This is a genomic window from Actinomadura sp. NBRC 104425 (genome assembly GCF_030269545.1).
Taxonomy (GTDB): Bacteria; Actinomycetota; Actinomycetes; order Streptosporangiales; family Streptosporangiaceae; genus Spirillospora; species Spirillospora keratinilytica.
In genome coordinates, this window is sequence record NZ_BSTN01000008.1 from 199,050 (window position 1) to 214,600 (window position 15,551).

Genomic DNA, 15,551 nt, shown 5'->3' on the forward strand with positions numbered 1-15,551 from the left:
CAGTGTTGGATGTCGACCGGGTCGGGGGCGCGCGTCCCGGCCCGTCAGCCGGCCAGACCGGCGGCACAGGGAGCGTCATGGACCCCATCGGCAAGAAGCTGCTCGAGATCGCCAGGGACGAGCTCGGATACACCGAGAAGGGCGACGGCTACACCAAGTACGGCGACTGGTACGCCGAGAACGTCGAGGACGGCGACGCCTACTTCAAGACCGCGCCCTGGTGCGACATGTTCCTGGCCTGGGCAGCGGACAAGGCCGGCGTCACCGAGCAGGCGGGGCAGTTCGCCGCCACCGTCCAGCACGCCAAGTGGTTCCGCAAGCACGACGCCTGGACCACCGAGCCCGAACCCGGCGCCCTGGTGTTCTTCGACTGGAGCGGCTCGAAGGACATCGACCAGATCGACCACGTGGGCCTGGTGGAGAAGGTGGACGGCAAGACCCTCCACACCATCGAGGCCAACGCCGACGGCTACAAGCTCACCCGCAAGGTCCGCAGCATGGACACCGTCGTCGGCTTCGGCCTCCCCGGCAAGGTGAAGGTCGGCAAGAAGTACACCCCCAAGCACGCCGCTCCCCCGCCGTCCGTCGAGGAGCTCAACGGCGCCCCCGCCACGGCCGGCGCGGAGACGCGCAAGCAGGAGCCGTCCTCCTCCGACCACCACCTCCCGGCTCAGGAGACGGTGCTCGGCGGCGTCCTGGCCTTCGTCCTGTGCGGCACCCTGGCCCTGGCCGCCGGACGCACCGCGGCCGCCAAGGCGCCCTCGTCGCCCCCCGTGCGGCTGCGCAAGCGCGGCAAGCACCACCGCCCGGCCGCCCCGGTCGCCCTCCCGGCCGACATCACCCCCGCCGACCTGGACGCCGCCGACGCCGGCACCACCGTGATGCCCGCGCTGTCGGCGGCCGCCGCCCAGGAGGCCGAGGACCGCGAGTTCTGGGGCCGCATCGCCCACCTGCGCGAGGACGAGGAGCTGTCCTTCTGGAGCTCCCTGCACGCCGAGCTGTCCCGCGGCGACGAGTACGCAAGCACTCGGAGTTTCCGCTAAAGTAATCACTGCGCCCCGGGGGGGAGGCCCCCCGGAAAGGCAGGCGGACGTGGCTCAGTTGGTAGAGCATCACCTTGCCAAGGTGAGGGTCGCGGGTTCGAATCCCGTCGTCCGCTCTGAGAGGCCCTGTATGCGGCTGGGCTGAACTCCCTGGTGGAGTGGCCGAGAGGCGAGGCAACGGCCTGCAAAGCCGTGTACACGGGTTCGAATCCCGTCTCCACCTCAACCCCCGTGTCGAGGTAGGCGCGGGCTCGGGCGATTAGCTCAGTGGGAGAGCGCTACCTTGACACGGTAGAGGTCACTGGTTCAATCCCAGTATCGCCCACCATGCATCACCGCAGGCCTGCTTCCCGTCGCCGATGGTGAGTGAGCCCCGCGCCGGCCGCAGCAGGCGGCGGAGTCGCCCGATGCGGCCGGCGCCGCGACCGGTGTCATCGCGGCCGGTCTCTTGCGGCTCGCGATGCAGGCTCAGTACGCAAGCTCCCCGATGCCGCCGTCAACGCGCAGCACGGTGCCGGCGGTGTACGCGGACTCGTCCGAGGCGAGATAGACGGCTGCCTTCGCCAGCTCGGTGGGGGTGCCGAGGCGGTGGAGGGGAACCGTCCGGCGGAGTTCCTCGTAGATGGCGGCCTGCCGCTCGGGGCCGAGCGGCTTGAACGTGTCGGTGACGGTCGGCCCCGGGCTCAGTCCGTTGACCCGGACACCCCGGTCCTTCAGCTCATAGGTCAGGCCGCGGGCAAAGGAGAGCAGGCCCGCCTTGGCGGCGCCGTAGACCGCCGCGTTCTCGTGCCCGATGAAAGCGGAGACCGAGCCGACGAGGATGATCGAGGCCTGCTGCGACAGGAGCGGCAGCAGGGCTTTGATCAGGAAGAACGGTGCCTTGAGGTTGGTGGCGACGAGCTTGTCGAACGCCTCTTCGGTCCATGCCTCGATGGGCAGGTGGGTGACATCGGCGGCGTTGCACATCAGGATGTCCAGCCGCGGCCACTCCTGCCGCAGCCGCGCCGCGAGCTCCGCCTGGCCGGGCACGTCGCCGGCGTCGCCGCGGACGGGCAGCAGCGGGCCGTCCAGCTGCCGGGCGGCCTGGTCCAGCCGGTCCTGCGAACGGCCGGTGATCGCGACGGTCGCTCCCTCGGCGAGGAACTCGCGGGCGGTCTCAAGCCCGATGCCCGCCGTCCCGCCCGTGATCAGTGCGTACTTTCCTGCAAGACGACCCATTGGAGTCTTTCCTCACTCGCGCCGAGACGCGCGGTTGCAGTGGCAGTGGTTGCAGTGGCAGTGGTTGCAGTGGCAGTGGTTGCAGTGGCAGTGGTTGTGGTGACAGTGGTTCTGGCAACGATGACGGGCCGTCCCCGCCATCTCGGAGAACGCCATACGGCCTTTGCCGTGTCGGCGGCCGGCGCGTTCCGGTCAGATGGCGGTCCGGCCTGCGTCGGCGGCCACGACGGCACCGGTCACGTAGCCGGCCCGGTCACCGGCGACGAAGGCGATCACCTCGGCGACCTCGTCCGGGGTGCCCGCGCGCTTCAGCGCGGTCGTCAGGCCCATGCCGCCGAGGTCGGACCCCATGGCCGCCATCGCCTCGGCGGAGGTCATCGGGCCGGGCGCCACGGCAGGCGGCGGGAACGAAGCGCACGGTGCCGGCGGAGCCGGTCGCGCTCCGCGCGTCGTCCGCGGCCCGGGCGCCGCGGTCCGGGTCGGTGCCGGTGACGATCACGTGCGCCCCGCCGGCGGCGAGGGTCCGCGCCGTCGCGTGCCCGAGCCCGCCGAAGGCGCCCGATCCGGTGACCAGCGCCGTCCTGCCGGTGAAGTTCATGTGGCCCTGCCCTCCGCGGGTCGTCGCGCCCATGCGCGCGACTTCTGTGCGAGCGTTCAAGAAGTTGCCCGGGCTTCACCATACGGTCTTTTGTGCAGGCGGTCAAAAAGTCGGTAGCCTGGGGGCATGGCACGGACGGGGCGGCCCCGCGCATTCGACAAGGACCAGGCCCTGGAGCGCGCGCTCATGCTGTTCTGGTCCCGGGGCTACGGGGCGACCTCCGTCCAGGACCTCGTCGACGCGCTCGCCCTCGAGCGGGGGAGCCTGTACGGCGCCTTCGGTGACAAGCGGAGCTTCTACCTGGCTGCGGTCCGGTTGTACTGGGACACCTACGAGCGCCGACTGGCCGCGGCGTTGGAGAGCGGGCCGGTCCTGCCGGCGCTGCGCGAGGTGCTCGCCACCCCGGCCCGGGTGAAGGAGTACGCCTCAGACGTCGGCGTTCCGCAGGGGTGCATGATCGGCAACACCACCGCCGAACTCGTCCCCCACGACGCCGAGGCCCGCGAGATCGTGACCCGCGCCCACACCCGCTTCATCCGGATCGTCGCCGACGCCCTGCGGCGCGCCCAGGCCGAGGGCGAGGTCACCAAGGACGCCGCCCCCGAGGCCCAGGCGCAGCTGCTGCTGTTCACCGTCCAGGGTTTCTCCCTGATCTCCCGCACCGGGTTGGACACGGCCGCCGCGCTCGCCGCCGTCGACGCCCTGATCGACTCGCTCCGCGCCTGATCCGCGAGCGCGCCTCCGCTCAGGCCGACCGGCCCCGGGCCATGGTGCCTTCCAGCCGGTCGGCGGTGCCTTCCAGCCGGTCGGCGAACTGCGACCACGCACGGGCGCACTCGGCGGCCGCTCGGGCCACCCCCTTCGCGCAGTGCGCCGGAACGTCTTCGACGATCTTGTTCCATTCCTCCGCGCTGATCGTGTGCACCGCGAGGAGCCGCAGCAGCGCCCGCCCGGCCTCGTTGAACCGCAGCGCCGGATCCGCCCTGAGGCGCTCCACCGCCACGAGGCGGTCCCGCACCGGGAGGTGGTCGATCCGCGCACCCCGCCCGGCGGTCGGAGCGGGATCGGCGGCCTCGGACCGGGCCGGTTCCGCGCCGCCGGCGCCGGCAGGCTTCGGGTTCGGGGCGTCGGGTCGGGCGGAGGCGGTGCGCCTGCGGCGGCGCCGGGAGGGCAGCGGGTCCTCGCCGCGCCGCAACCGGTTGCGGACGTCGCGCGCCGTCTCCGGCGAGATGCCCGCCGCCCGGGCGATCTGCCGCAGCGACAGGCTCGGGTCGGCGAGGATGAGCTCGCCGGCCCGCCGCCGCCCCTCCGTCGCGTCGACCGGCCGGACCCGTCCGTCCCGTCCGATCCGGACCCGCTCCGCCGACCCCGCGGCGCTCTTGCGGCGGATGTCGGCGACGGTGGCGGGCGCGAGCCCGGTGACGGACGCGATCAGCCGGTCCGACCACTGGGGGTGCGAGGCGATGACCCGGGCGGCCGCGCGTTTGCGGTCCGCCGCCGTCAGCGGCAGGCCGTGCGCGATGTTCGACTTGACGGCCAGCACGAACGCATCGGCCTCGTCCCCCTCGTAGAACCGGACGTCGATCGTGGACCGGCCGCGCATCCGGGCGGCCAGCAGCCGGTGCCTGCCGTCGACCACCCGCATCGTCGCCCGGTGCACGATGATGGGCGGCAGCGGATGCGGTGTCTCGGCCAGCGCCGCCACGTGCTCGGCGACCACTCCGGAGCACCGCGGCGAGTCGTCCATCGCCAGTGCGTCCAGGTCGACCGTCTCCACCGTCTGCCGGACGGTGCCCCACCGGCTTGATTTCCACGTTTCCGAGAAATTGCGTGAGTCACCTCGCGGCACACCGAGAGGCAACCGAATTGCATTCACCATGAAATCCCCTGTCCCCCGGGCCGACTTTCCGCAAGAACAAATGACCCCTCTGGACACCGGAAGCTAACACCGCGATCTCCGGGCGAGGACCCCTACACCCCCCTATCGCCGGTCCGGCGGCCGGCGATGCCGTCCCCCTATCCGCCGCCTTCCGGCTAGGGGACGCCCGCGGCCGAGTCGAGCCTGGCCGGCAGTTCGGAGCGGCGGCGCACGTCGAGTTTGCGGTAGACCCTGGTCAGGTGCTGCTCCACCGTGCTGGTGGTGATGTAGAGCCGGGCGGCGATCTGGCGGTTGGTGTGCCCGCGGGCGGCCAGCGCCGCGACCCTCAGCTCGGCGTCGCTGAGGCCCGCGGGGTTGCGCGCCCCATCCCGCGGGCCGGGCGCGGCGCCGGCCGGCGCGCCCGCGGCTCCGCCGCCGGCGGCGCCGATCTCGAGCATCAGGCGCCGGGCCCTGCGGGACAGGCCGCGCCCGGCGGACTCGTCGCCGAGATCGTGGCGGGCCCGGCCGAGGTCCTCCAGGGCGCGGGCGTATTCGAGGCGGTCTCCGCGCTCCTCCAGGATCATCACCGCCTCCTCCAGCGGGCCGAGGCGGCACCGGGGGGACAGCGCCGCGGCCAGCACGCGCAGGGTGGCGCCGCGCGTCCCGGTCGGCGCGGGGCCGACCCGGGCCAGCTGCTCCTCGGCGAGATCGCGGGCGCGCCGCCGGTTCCCGAGCGACAGGTGGACGCGGGCGGCGTCGGTGCGCCAGGGCACCAGCGCGGGTAGGTCGATCCCCCACCGGGTCATGAGGTCGCCGACGGCGTGGAAGTCGTCGAGCGCGGCGTAGGGGCGGCCGGCGGCGGCGTGATGGTGCCCGCGGGCCCACACGTAGAGCAGCCCGGCGAGGGTGTCGAACGCCGCGTCCGGCACCCGCACGGCCAGGTGCCGCGCGGCCTGGCCGGGGCGTCCCGAGACGCTGCCGGTGTAGAGCAGCACGGCCAGGGGCAACGCGACGGCGACGCCCCATCCCTCGGGCGGGACGAGGGCGAGCGCGGCGCTCGCCCGCTCCTGCGCCTCGGCGGTCCGGCCGCGCCTCATGTCGACGTATGCGCCGACCGCCGTGATCAGCGCCTGCCAGATCGCCACCCCGTGGCCGGCGGCGGTGCGCGCCAGCGTGTCGCACCAGAAGGCCGCGCGGTCCAGCCGGTCGGCCAGCGCCAGCGACACCAGTGCCGTGACGATCGCCATCAGCTCGCCGTCCGGGAGCCGGGCGCTCTGCAGGATGCGTTCCGCGCGGACCGCGACGTCGTCGTCCGGGGCGCCGCCGAGCACCGCGCGGGCCAGCGCGGCCGCGCGTCGGGCGCCGCCGGCCCCCGGCGGCAGGCGGTCGTCCGAGACGTTCCCGGCGGCGCTCCGGCCGTCCGGCGCCAGTCCCGGGAAGCCGCAGGACGCCCACGGCCTGACGATGTCGGCCGGCACCGGGCCGGGGCGGCCGGCCGGCCGCCGCTCCGCGACGTCGAGCACGGCCAGCGCCTGCTCGACCTGGCCGAACCAGAGCAGGTAGCCGGTGAGCGCGACGGCGTCGCTCGGCGGCAGCCGCCCGGCCAGGGCGGCGGCGGTGAGCTCGGGCAGCTGCCGGGACACCGACCCCGGGTCGGCCCGCCAGGAGGCCCGCAGCGTCGCGGCCTTGATCGCGTCGGCGGTGACCGGGTCGGGGCCCGCGTCCCGGGCCGTGCGCAGGTACTCCAGGGCCAGGGCGGCGTCGCCGGTGGCGAGGGCCCGTTCGGCCGCCTCCAGCAGCGCGGGCACGGCCCAGGCGGCGTCCACGTCCTCGGCCACCAGCAGGTGCGGGGCCAGCACGGTGCTGGGGGCGCCGCGTTCGTGCAGGACGCAGACGGCGCGGGTCTCCAGCCGGACGCGGCGGTCCGGGTCCAGGCCGCGCAGCACCGCCTCGCGGGCCGCCGGGTGCCGCAGCCCTCCGGGGCCGACCAGGCCCATCTCCGCCAGGCCCGCGAGCCGCGAGTCGGCCGCCTCGGGGGTGATCCCGAGGACCTCGGCGACCTCGGCGCGCCCCGCCCGCCCGCCGAGCACCGCCACGGCCTCGGCGGTCCGCCGCAGCGCGGGGTCGCACCGGTGCAGGCACACGGTCACCGCCTGGCGGTAGGCGTCCCCGGCCGCACCGCGGGTCCGGCCGTCCAGCGCCTCGTCCAGGAGCGCCCGGACGAGCAGCGGGTTGCCGCCGCTGAGCCGGTACAGCTCCGCCGCGTCGGGACGCGCCCGCCGCTCGGGGATCGCCGCCGCGGCCATCCTGGCCACCCCGCAGGGGGTGAGCATCGCCAGGCGCAGCAGCCGGAAATCCGGCCGGTGCGGCAGTTCGGCCCGCAGCCCGGGATGGTCGCCGAGATAACTGGTGCTCTGGGTGAGCACCACCAGGACACCGCTGGATTCCAGTCGCCTGATCAGATAGAGAACGCCGTCCAACGAGCCGCGGTCGGCATGGTGGACATCGTCGACGATGACCACCAGCGGCTGTTTTCTGGCCCGGGACAGCAGAATGCGGACCAGTCCGGGAAGCATGCTTCTCACATCGTCCTCGGCCGGCCGCGGATCGGCGGGATTCGGCGGCGCGGACAGATTCGCGTCGAGCAGTAGCTGTTCGAACACGCCGAACGGCATTTCACTTTCGCCGGCCGCCGCGGCGGCGCTCAGCACCTGCGCGTCCACGGTGGCGGCATATGCGGCCAGGCGGTGCAGCAACGCGGTCTTCCCGCTCGCCGCGGGACCGCTGATCAAAATCACTCCCCCGGCGCCGGACGCGCAGGCGTCCACCATGCCGGTCAGGACCGAATACTCGTTGTCGCGTTCCACAAGGTCTCGTAACATCCCCGTGCCCCTGGGCGCTCCTACAGGTGCGGTGAATGCGAGGACCCTCGACTCCCCCGAGAAGAGTCCATGCGACGGCATGCTACCCAGCCGAATCCCGTGTGCTCATGGCCGGATCGCGCCAGAATCCCAGGGACGTTGCTTTTCCGATTCGGTCCGTAAAGGTGATGGCTACACTAAGTCATGGCATGTTGACATGGCAATGAATGGCGTGCCGGAACATTTCGCCGGCGGGTGCCGGTCAATCCGTCGGCGCCGGCCGCAGCGGTCTCCCGGCGGGCCCGGTGCCGGGGGACCGGGCACCGGTGACGCGGGGGGACGTACCCGCCGGGAGACGTCGGATCACGGCGAGGGGAACTCTGTGGGGCGCAGGTTCCGGCACGCGCGCGACGCCGCCCGGAACTGCGGCGAGGTGATGTCCACCCCGTCCTTGTCCGGATTGATCTGGAGCCGTCCGTCCGGCCCCGGGTCCGGCATGTTGGGCACGCCGTTCTCACGCATGCAGCGGGAGAACTCCATCGCCCGCCGCTGGTCCTCCGGGCTCACCGTCCTCTCTGTGTCGACCACCCCGGACATCAGCCCTTTGCACGCCTCCCGCGCGGCCTTCATCTGCGGGCTGTCGAGCGCCAGCGCCCCTTCCCCGTCCAGCGGAATCTGCAGCTGGCCGTTCACCGGATCGGGGAAATCCGGCACGCCGTTCTGGCGCATGCAGCGGGAATAGGCGAGCATCTGGTCCTGGCGGTTGGCGGACTTGGCGGCGGCCGGCTTCTCCGAGGAGCCACCGCAGGCGGACACGGTCAGTGCCGCCGCAAGCGCGACGGCCGGCAGCACTCGCATACGAGGCCTCTGCACTCCAGGACTCCTTCTGCCGCGGTGGTGGACGTCCGGCGCGACGCCCTCGCCGAGTAAGTAGCAGCGGGTCCGCGGACGGTTCGCATGAATCTTCCGGGTGACGCAATTCACGGCGGCGGCCGCGCGGGTGCTCCGTGCGGCCGCGCCGTCACAGCCGGCGACCGGGCGCGGCGGCCCGGCAAGGGCGTGCGGGCCGGCGTTCGAATTGCCGTCCATGATGTCGGTCACTTCTCTTGACGGATACGGTGTGGCAGCATTCGCGTACGGCAACGAATTGGCGCGGATCTCCTCCGCCGTGCCCAAGGAGCGCTCATGACACATGTGTCGCGGAGAGCCCGGAAGCCGGCTCTCGGGGACCAGGAACAGCCGCCCCTTTTATCGCCCGGCCGGGAACCTGCGCCGGAGCGGACCTCGCTGTCCCTTCGCGGGGATCTGGACCTGGACGAGTGGGTGCGCATCGCCCTGCGGATGAACCGGATGGGGCGGCCGTCCCTCTGGTGGCTGGGGGACTGGCTGAACTACGGGAAGGAACGCTTTCCGAACGGCTACAAACACGCTTTGGAAGCGGTCTGCCTCGATTACCAGACGCTGCGGAACTACGCCTGGGTCGCGGGGAGCGTCCGGCCCGCGCAGCGCAATCCGCGGCTGAGCTTCCAGCACCATGCCGAGGTCGCCGCGCTGCCCGCCGCGGAGCAGGAGAAGTGGCTGGCCAGGGCGGAGCGGTACGGCTGGTCGCGCAACCGGCTGCGGGCGGCGGTCAAGCGGCACGGGGCGGCCGGCGCCGCCCCGGCGCGCGTCCGGCTGCCGGTCGACGACGATCGGCTTTCGCAGTGGCGGGCGGCCGCCACGCACCAGGGACGCGAACTCGACGAGTGGATCATCAGCATCCTGGACGCCGCCGCTCGGCCGCCTGCCGGGACGGCCGAGGCGGTCGGCTGCGGCCGGGCGTCCCGGCCGCGGAGCGCCCGGCCGCGTGACGCGGGCAGGCGCCCCGCCCGATCGGCCTGAGCCCTGTCGCCCCGACCGCTCCGAGCCCGATCGGCGGCCGGCGTCCGGCGGGTGCGCCGCGCCGGGACGGCCCCGCGACCGGTGGCCGAGGGTGGGGACGGTGCCGCGTTCCCACCCTCGGCCGCGTTGTCGCCCTTCGGCGTCACAGCGTGGTCCCGTTGAGCGCGGTGTTGGCGATGGCCTCGCTGTCGCAGCCGAGGCCGGAGAACAGGTCCTTGGGCAGCTTGTCGCCGAGGTTGCCCGGCAGGCTCGGCAGGTCCTTGGGGCCGCCGGAGCCGAACCCCTCGGGCAGCTTGAACCCGTTGCGCAGCGACGGCCGGGCGCCGTTGGTCAGCGAGTCCTGCTGGACGGTGGTGGCCTTCAGGCTCTTGTCGCTGTTCAGCGTTCCGACGACGACGGTGTACTTGCCGGTCTCCAGCTGGTCCAGCCGCGCCTGCTCCTGCTTGACGACCCTGGTGGAGCCCGACGCGGCGACCCGGATGCGGGTGCCGCCCGTGCCCGTCACGGTGAAGCCGTCGGAGCCGACGTCGCTGACGGTGCCCATGGCCGTGCCGTTCGAGGCCATCATCGAGGCGATGCCCGATCCCATGCCCTCGGGCAGCTTGGGCAGCTTCATCTGCGCGGAGGCGACGAGCACGGTCTCGGCGGTGATGGTCTTGCCGGCCTCGTCGCCCTCGCCGCGCACCATGACGCGCGTGCCGTCGGACAGGTCGGACAGGCTGCCGGCGACCTGGCGGGTCACCCTGGACGCCGCGGACGCGTCGACCTTGATCTGCTTGCCCTCCGCCGTCTCCACCACCAGGGTCGAGCCGTCCTTGGACCGCAGCGTCCCCGCGGCCACCTTCAGGCTCTGGCACTCGGTGGACAGCAGGCCCATCGCGGCCACCTGCTGGGCGTCGAAGGAGGCGGGGGTCTGGGCCGGGCCGGTGCCGGAGCCCTGCGGCCACAGCCCGTACCCGGCGGCGGCGATCAGGCCCGCCGAGGCCGCCGCCGCCAGCAGCAGCACCCCGCGCCGGCCGCGCCGGGCGGACGCGCCGCGCAGCGGCCGGTCGATCTCGTCGAGCACGCCCCGCAGGACGTGCGGCGGCGGCGCGGCGATCGGGGCGGCCTGGCGGACGGCCTGCGCCGTCGCGCGCCACTGCTCCACCTCGGCCCGGCAGTCCGGGCACTGCTGCAGGTGCGGGTTGGCGAGCCCCGCCACACCCGGACGGCTCGCGGCGACGAGCTCTTCGAGGCTCAGGTGAGCCGAGGCGTTGGTCATGACGTGCGCCCCCTTTCGGGCATCGAGCGGATGAGTGCGGCCCGCGCCGCGGACAGCCTGCTCTTGACCGTCCCGACGGGGATCTCGAGAACCTCCGCGGTCTCGGCGAGCGACAGGCCGGCCCCGAAGACCAGGCCGAGGACCTCGCGGTGGTGCGGCGCGAGGTCTTTGATCCGGTCCATCACCGCCTGGGCCGACACCCGGTCCAGGGCTTGCTCCTCCGGTCCCGGCTCGGTGGCCGGGCGGTCGGCCAGCGCCTCCTGGGCGACGAGGCCGGGCCGGCGCCGGCGCTGCCGGTCCCGGCACTGCCGGCGGGCGATCGCGATGATCCACGACCGCACCGACGACTCGCCGCGGAACCGTCCGGCGCCGCACCAGACGGCCAGCATCGTGTCCTGCAGAATCTCCTCACTGAACCCGTGGTCGCCGGTGAGCAGCACGAGGTGGGACAGGACCGTCCCCGCGTGCCGCTCGTACAGGGCCACCAGTGCGGCGCGGTCCCCGCGTGCGATCGCCGGGACGAGTTCCCGGTCGTCTCGCTCGGACAGCTCCGCCTGGGAGGGCCCGAGCATCACGAGGTGAGGTCCGGCGTCGTATCGGATGGGCTCCACCGTGTGTCCTCCAACTGGTACACCTCCCGGGAACTCCCGCTGTCACCCTGTAGGTAGCGGCGATTGGGCGAACGGTTCGGCCCCGGCGCGCGCGAACACCGCGTGGGGCGGACGTCTCGTCGTCAGGCCCGACCCTCACACGACCGGCCCCGCGGACGCGAGGCCCCGGGCGGCAGCGGGCCGCTCCCGGGAAGGCGAAAGCCCGCCGCCTGCGGGAGCAGACAGCGGGCGAGGACGGGGCCCGTTCGGTGCCGTGCTACTTGGCGACCTTGCGGGTGAACACGCGGACCGACAGCGCCGTCAGGGCCGCTGCGAGGACGCCGAGGACCGGCAGGACCACCCATGTCGGCATGTGGGCGACCTGCGGCGTCAGCGCGGCGCGCAGCCCCTCGTTCATGTAGACGATGGGGTCGGCGAGCACCACGGCCTGCAGCCAGCGGACCTCGTCCAGGGCCTCCCACGGGAAGTAGACGCAGCCGAGCATGATGGCCGGCAGCATGACGACGGTGAACAGCACCTGGGTCTGCTGCGGTTTGAGCAGCGTGCCGAGCAGCAGCCCGGCGGCGGACGCGGTCAGCGCGCCCAGCAGCACGACGGCGGCCAGCAGGATCCCGTCGTCCACGCGGACGTCGGGCGCCTGGCCCTCGGCGTGCACGAGCAGCACCGCGGGGAACACCAGCAGCCCGCCGATGAGGCCCTGCACCATCGCCGAGCCGATCTTCTGCAGGGCGATCATCCGGACGGGCAGCGGGGCCAGCAGCCGGTCCTCGATGGACGACGGCGGGGTCAGCTCCATCACCAGGGGGAACACCACGGCCATCAGCGACTGGGTGATGACGGTGGAGCCGACCAGGCCCGGCACCAGGATGGTGGAGAACGGCGTGTCCCCCGCCGCGTCGCCCGGCACGGTGCCCCGCCCCATGAGCCCGGCCTCCGGCAGGACGTAGGCGAACACGAAGGCGAAAAGCAGCGGCTGCAGGACGATCCGGATGACGCTGGACACCAGGCTGCGGCGCATGACCCGCAGGTCGCGCGCCACGGTGGCGGTCAGGGCCCGGGCGGGCCCGGCGTCGTGCTCGATCGCGGTCATTCCCGGTACTCCCGTCCGGTCAGCGTCAAAAAGACGGTCTCCAGGCTCGGCCGCTGCTGCGACGCGTCGGCGACCGTCGCGCCCGCGGCCGCGCCGAGCGCCACCAGCTCGCCGAGCAGCCCGTCGGCGTCCCGGGTGAAGACGCGGACGCTGCCGCCGGCCTGCTCCACCCGCTCGACGCCGCGCCGCGCGCGGACGCCGGACAGCTCGGGCACCGGGCCGTCGTAGGTCACGGTGACCACGGTCTCGGCCTCCACCGCGGCCTTGAGCCCGTCCACGGTGTCGCAGGCCAGCACCTCGCCGCGGTCGATCACGGCGAGGTGCCGGCACAGCGCCTCGGCCTCTTGGAGGTAGTGCGTGGTGAGCAGCAGCGTGTGCCCGTCGGCGTGCAGTTCGCGCAGCAGGTCCCACAGGTTGAGCCGGGTCTGCGGGTCGAGTCCGGCGGTCGGCTCGTCCAGGAAGAGCATCTCGGGCCGGTGCACGAGGGCCCGGCAGATCATGACGCGGCGCAGCTGCCCGCCGGACAGCTGGTGCGGCATGGCGTCGCGGCGGCCGGCGAGGCCGAACCGCTCCAGCAGCTCCCCGGCGCGGCGGCGCGCCGCGCGGGCGCCCATGCCGAAGTAGCGGCCGCGGAACTCCAGGTTCTCCGCGACGGTCAGGTCCCGGTCCAGGGTGCCGCCCTGGGACACCACGCCGATCCGCCGTTTGACCTCGACGGGGGCGGCCGTCACGTCGTGGCCGAGGACCTCCGCGCGTCCCCCGGTGGGGCGCACCAGCGTCGTGAGCATGCCGATCGTGGTGGACTTGCCGGCCCCGTTGGGGCCCAGCAGTCCGAAGAAGTCCCCGCGCGGCACGGTCAGGTCCAGCCCGCGGACGGCCTCGACCGGTTGCCTGCGCCCCCGGTAGGTCTTGCGCAGGTCCACGGCGCGGACGGCGGGCGGGACGGGCCCGGCGGCCGCCGCGTCGGAGGCCACGGCGTCGGCGGCCGCGGAGCCGGTGGTCACAGATTCGGTGGGCATCGTTCCTCCCGTCACCAGGTCACGGGCAGCGACCGCAGCCCGAAGCTGACCGAGTGCTCGCGGAACACCAGGTCCTCCTCGCGCACCGCCACCCGCAGGTCCGGGAACCGGCGCAGCAGCGCCGGGTAGGCGAGCCGCATCTCCATCCGGGCGAGGCCGGCGCCCAGGCAGTGGTGGATGCCGTGCCCGAACGCCAGGTGCGGCACCGGCGGCCGGGTGACGTCGAACTCGGCCAGGCCGTCGCCGAGGGCCTCGTCGCGGTTGGCCGACACCAGCGAGCAGACCAGCAGCTCGCCCGCGCGGACCAGCCGGCCCGACAGCGTGACGTCGTGGACGGCGGTGCGCGGGGTGGAGGTCGGCACGACGGAGATGTAGCGGAGGATCTCCTCCACCGCGGCGGCCGCCGCCTCGGGCTTGTCGCGGACGATGGCGGCCTGGTCGGGGTGGGAGAGCAGCAGCACGGTGCCGAGGCCGAGCATGTTCGCCATGTTCTCGTGGCCCGCCAGGACGATCAGGGCGGCCATCCCGGCGAGCTCGTCGTCGGAGAAGTCCGCGCCGTGCTCGGCGACCAGCCTGGCCAGCAGCCCGCCGCCGCTGCCCTGCCCCTTGCGCTGCTTGCGGACCAGGTCGCGCAGCATGGCGTGCGACTGCATCACGGCGGCGGTGCGTTCGGCCTCGTCCTTGTCGAAGTCCAGATGCGGGTTGCTGAGGCGCAGGAACTCGGCGCCGTCGGCGTAGGGGATGCCGAGGATCTCGCTGATCACCGCGAGGGGGACGGGCCGGGCGAACGCCTCCATCAGGTCGGCGGGCGCTTCCCACTCCTCGATGGCGTCCAAGTGCTCATCGATGATCGCCCGGACGCGAGGCTCCAGCCGCCGCATCTGCGCCATGGTGAACTCGGCCTTGAGGATGTTGCGGAGCCGGGTGTGCTCGGGCGGGTCGCTGTGCAGCAGGCCGGCGGCCAGGCCCGCGGGTTTGCCGCCTCCTTCGCCGCCTCCTTCGCCGGGCCCGTCGCCGGTGTCGTCGGCGGTGCCGGGCGGCGGGCCCAGCATGGCGCTGCTGAAGCGGGTGTAGTCCCCGAAGACGGTGCGCACGTCCTCGTGGCGGGCGACGAGCCAGGCGGGTAAGCGAACCGGGCCGAGCGTCACCTCGATCCTGCTGACCGGTTCTTCGGCGCGCATGCGGTCCAGCTCGGGCACCGGGCGCAGGCCGTCCCGCCGGACGTAGACGGGGGCTTCGGGTGGGGCTTTCGACATGTGGGTTCCCTTCGGCATGCGTGTCGCGGCGTCAGCCGCGCTCGTACCCGAACTCCCGGAGGCACGCGGCGAAGTCGCCGCCGCCCTCGGCCCGCCGCCGGTAGGCGGCCTCGACGTCCGGGCCGATGAAGTCGAGGGACTGGTTGTGCAGGCCCTTGCCGACGAACTCGCCCTGCCCGCCGAACGGGCTGAACCCGGGGGCGTCCAGGGCGCTGCGCCGCTCCAGGTCGCGCATCACCTCGAAGGTGGAGTTGGCCACCGCCTTGTCGATGACGTCGTCGCCGAGCGGCCGCCCCAGGTCGAGGAACTCCAGGATGCGCCGGAGCCATCCGGCCGGGTCGGCGCGCATGTCCTCGTACTTGACGGGGAGCACCTCGATGTTCGGGAAGTGGGTGCGGATCGTGTCCCGGTCGGTCCAGCTGCGCACGTTGGTCGTCCACGACCCCTGCCCGAAGTGGTCGCGCCAGAAGGAGTGCCCCTCGTTGGCGATGAAGTCCTCGGCGAACCTGCGGCAGCTCGCCAGGTCCGTGCGGGGGATGCCCATGTGGCGCATCGCGCTGAGCATCACGTCGCGCGGGTTGCGGATGAGGTAGACCGCCTTGGCGGTCTGCTCCCGGTAGAGCTGCATGAGGCCGACGTCCGGTAGGAAGTGGGTCTTGGCGAGGAGCCGGTCGGCGCCGTCGCCCACGGGGAGGGTCTCGCCGCCGCCGAGCATCTTGTGCAGGTCCGGCACGGCGGTCTGCAGCTGGTCGATGGACGTCACGGGCCCGTCGTTGAGGTAGGCGGTCAGCATGAAGCGCAGCCAGGTGTTCCCGGCCTTGGGGTAGGAGGCGATCCAGGCGATCTCGGTCATCG

General features: G+C 73.3%; 14 protein-coding genes and 3 tRNA genes. 6 read left to right on the top strand and 11 right to left on the bottom strand.

Going from position 1 to position 15,551, the window contains the following annotated elements:
• Positions 1-77: 77 nt before the first annotated feature.
• From QSK22_RS15345 to QSK22_RS15360, 4 genes are all read left to right on the top strand, one after another.
• Positions 78-1,043 (top strand): CHAP domain-containing protein, encoded by a 966-nt coding sequence (locus QSK22_RS15345; RefSeq protein ID WP_285494831.1) that lies wholly within the window; start codon positions 78-80, stop codon positions 1,041-1,043.
• A gap of 43 nt (positions 1,044-1,086) precedes the next feature.
• Positions 1,087-1,159 (top strand) — tRNA-Gly (locus QSK22_RS15350).
• 36 nt (positions 1,160-1,195) lie between these two features.
• Positions 1,196-1,266, top strand: a tRNA-Cys gene (locus QSK22_RS15355).
• 30 nt (positions 1,267-1,296) lie between these two features.
• Positions 1,297-1,371, top strand: a tRNA-Val gene (locus QSK22_RS15360).
• Positions 1,372-1,511: 140 nt separating this feature from the next.
• Here QSK22_RS15360 and QSK22_RS15365 read toward each other — a convergent pair.
• Both QSK22_RS15365 and QSK22_RS15370 read right to left on the bottom strand, forming a co-directional pair.
• Positions 1,512-2,261 carry an SDR family oxidoreductase gene (locus QSK22_RS15365; RefSeq protein ID WP_285494832.1) on the bottom strand — a complete coding sequence of 250 codons (750 nt, stop codon included), beginning with the start codon at positions 2,259-2,261 and terminating at the stop codon, positions 1,512-1,514.
• Between the two features lie 192 nt (positions 2,262-2,453).
• A complete protein-coding gene (locus QSK22_RS15370) occupies positions 2,454-2,654 on the bottom strand; it encodes an SDR family oxidoreductase (protein ID WP_285494833.1) in 201 nt (66 codons plus the stop codon).
• Between the two features lie 331 nt (positions 2,655-2,985).
• Here QSK22_RS15370 and QSK22_RS15375 point away from each other — a divergent pair, with 331 nt between their 5' ends.
• Positions 2,986-3,585, top strand: coding sequence for a TetR/AcrR family transcriptional regulator (locus QSK22_RS15375; protein ID WP_285494834.1), 600 nt, complete (start codon positions 2,986-2,988; stop codon positions 3,583-3,585).
• Positions 3,586-3,604: 19 nt separating this feature from the next.
• Here QSK22_RS15375 and QSK22_RS15380 read toward each other — a convergent pair whose 3' ends face one another.
• The 3 genes from QSK22_RS15380 to QSK22_RS15390 all read right to left on the bottom strand — a co-directional run bounded on the left by QSK22_RS15380 (position 3,605) and on the right by QSK22_RS15390 (position 8,754).
• Positions 3,605-4,636, bottom strand: a complete 1,032-nt coding sequence (locus tag QSK22_RS15380) for a ParB/RepB/Spo0J family partition protein (RefSeq protein ID WP_285494835.1) — start codon at positions 4,634-4,636, stop codon at positions 3,605-3,607.
• A gap of 257 nt (positions 4,637-4,893) precedes the next feature.
• A complete protein-coding gene (locus QSK22_RS15385) occupies positions 4,894-7,599 on the bottom strand; it encodes an ATP-binding protein (protein WP_285494836.1) in 2,706 nt (901 codons plus the stop codon).
• 342 nt (positions 7,600-7,941) lie between these two features.
• Entirely contained in the window at positions 7,942-8,754 is an 813-nt protein-coding gene (locus QSK22_RS15390; RefSeq protein WP_285494837.1) for a hypothetical protein, read from the bottom strand.
• Between the two features lie 9 nt (positions 8,755-8,763).
• Between QSK22_RS15390 and QSK22_RS15395 the strand changes: the two genes are divergently transcribed.
• Positions 8,764-9,459 carry an LmbU family transcriptional regulator gene (locus tag QSK22_RS15395; RefSeq protein ID WP_502872314.1) on the top strand — a complete coding sequence of 232 codons (696 nt, stop codon included), beginning with the start codon at positions 8,764-8,766 and terminating at the stop codon, positions 9,457-9,459.
• A 142-nt stretch (positions 9,460-9,601) separates the two neighbouring features.
• Here QSK22_RS15395 and QSK22_RS15400 read toward each other — a convergent pair whose 3' ends face one another.
• The 6 genes from QSK22_RS15400 to QSK22_RS15425 form a co-directional block, all read right to left on the bottom strand.
• Entirely contained in the window at positions 9,602-10,720 is a 1,119-nt protein-coding gene (locus tag QSK22_RS15400; RefSeq protein WP_285494838.1) for an anti-sigma factor family protein, read from the bottom strand.
• Complete coding sequence (locus tag QSK22_RS15405) at positions 10,717-11,331, bottom strand: RNA polymerase sigma factor (protein ID WP_285494839.1); 615 nt, start codon at positions 11,329-11,331, stop codon at positions 10,717-10,719. Before QSK22_RS15405 ends, QSK22_RS15400 begins: the two co-directional genes overlap by 4 nt.
• Positions 11,332-11,587: 256 nt before the next feature.
• Entirely contained in the window at positions 11,588-12,421 is an 834-nt protein-coding gene (locus tag QSK22_RS15410) for an ABC transporter permease (RefSeq protein ID WP_285494840.1), read from the bottom strand.
• A complete protein-coding gene (locus QSK22_RS15415) occupies positions 12,418-13,440 on the bottom strand; it encodes an ABC transporter ATP-binding protein (protein ID WP_285494841.1) in 1,023 nt (340 codons plus the stop codon). The genes QSK22_RS15410 and QSK22_RS15415 overlap by 4 nt, the downstream gene beginning before the upstream one ends.
• Before the next feature lie 11 nt (positions 13,441-13,451).
• Positions 13,452-14,696 carry a cytochrome P450 gene (locus QSK22_RS15420; protein ID WP_285494842.1) on the bottom strand — a complete coding sequence of 415 codons (1,245 nt, stop codon included), beginning with the start codon at positions 14,694-14,696 and terminating at the stop codon, positions 13,452-13,454.
• A 31-nt stretch (positions 14,697-14,727) separates the two neighbouring features.
• Positions 14,728-15,549, bottom strand: a complete 822-nt coding sequence (locus tag QSK22_RS15425; protein WP_285494843.1) for a sulfotransferase domain-containing protein — start codon at positions 15,547-15,549, stop codon at positions 14,728-14,730.
• Between the last annotated feature and the right edge of the window lie 2 nt (positions 15,550-15,551).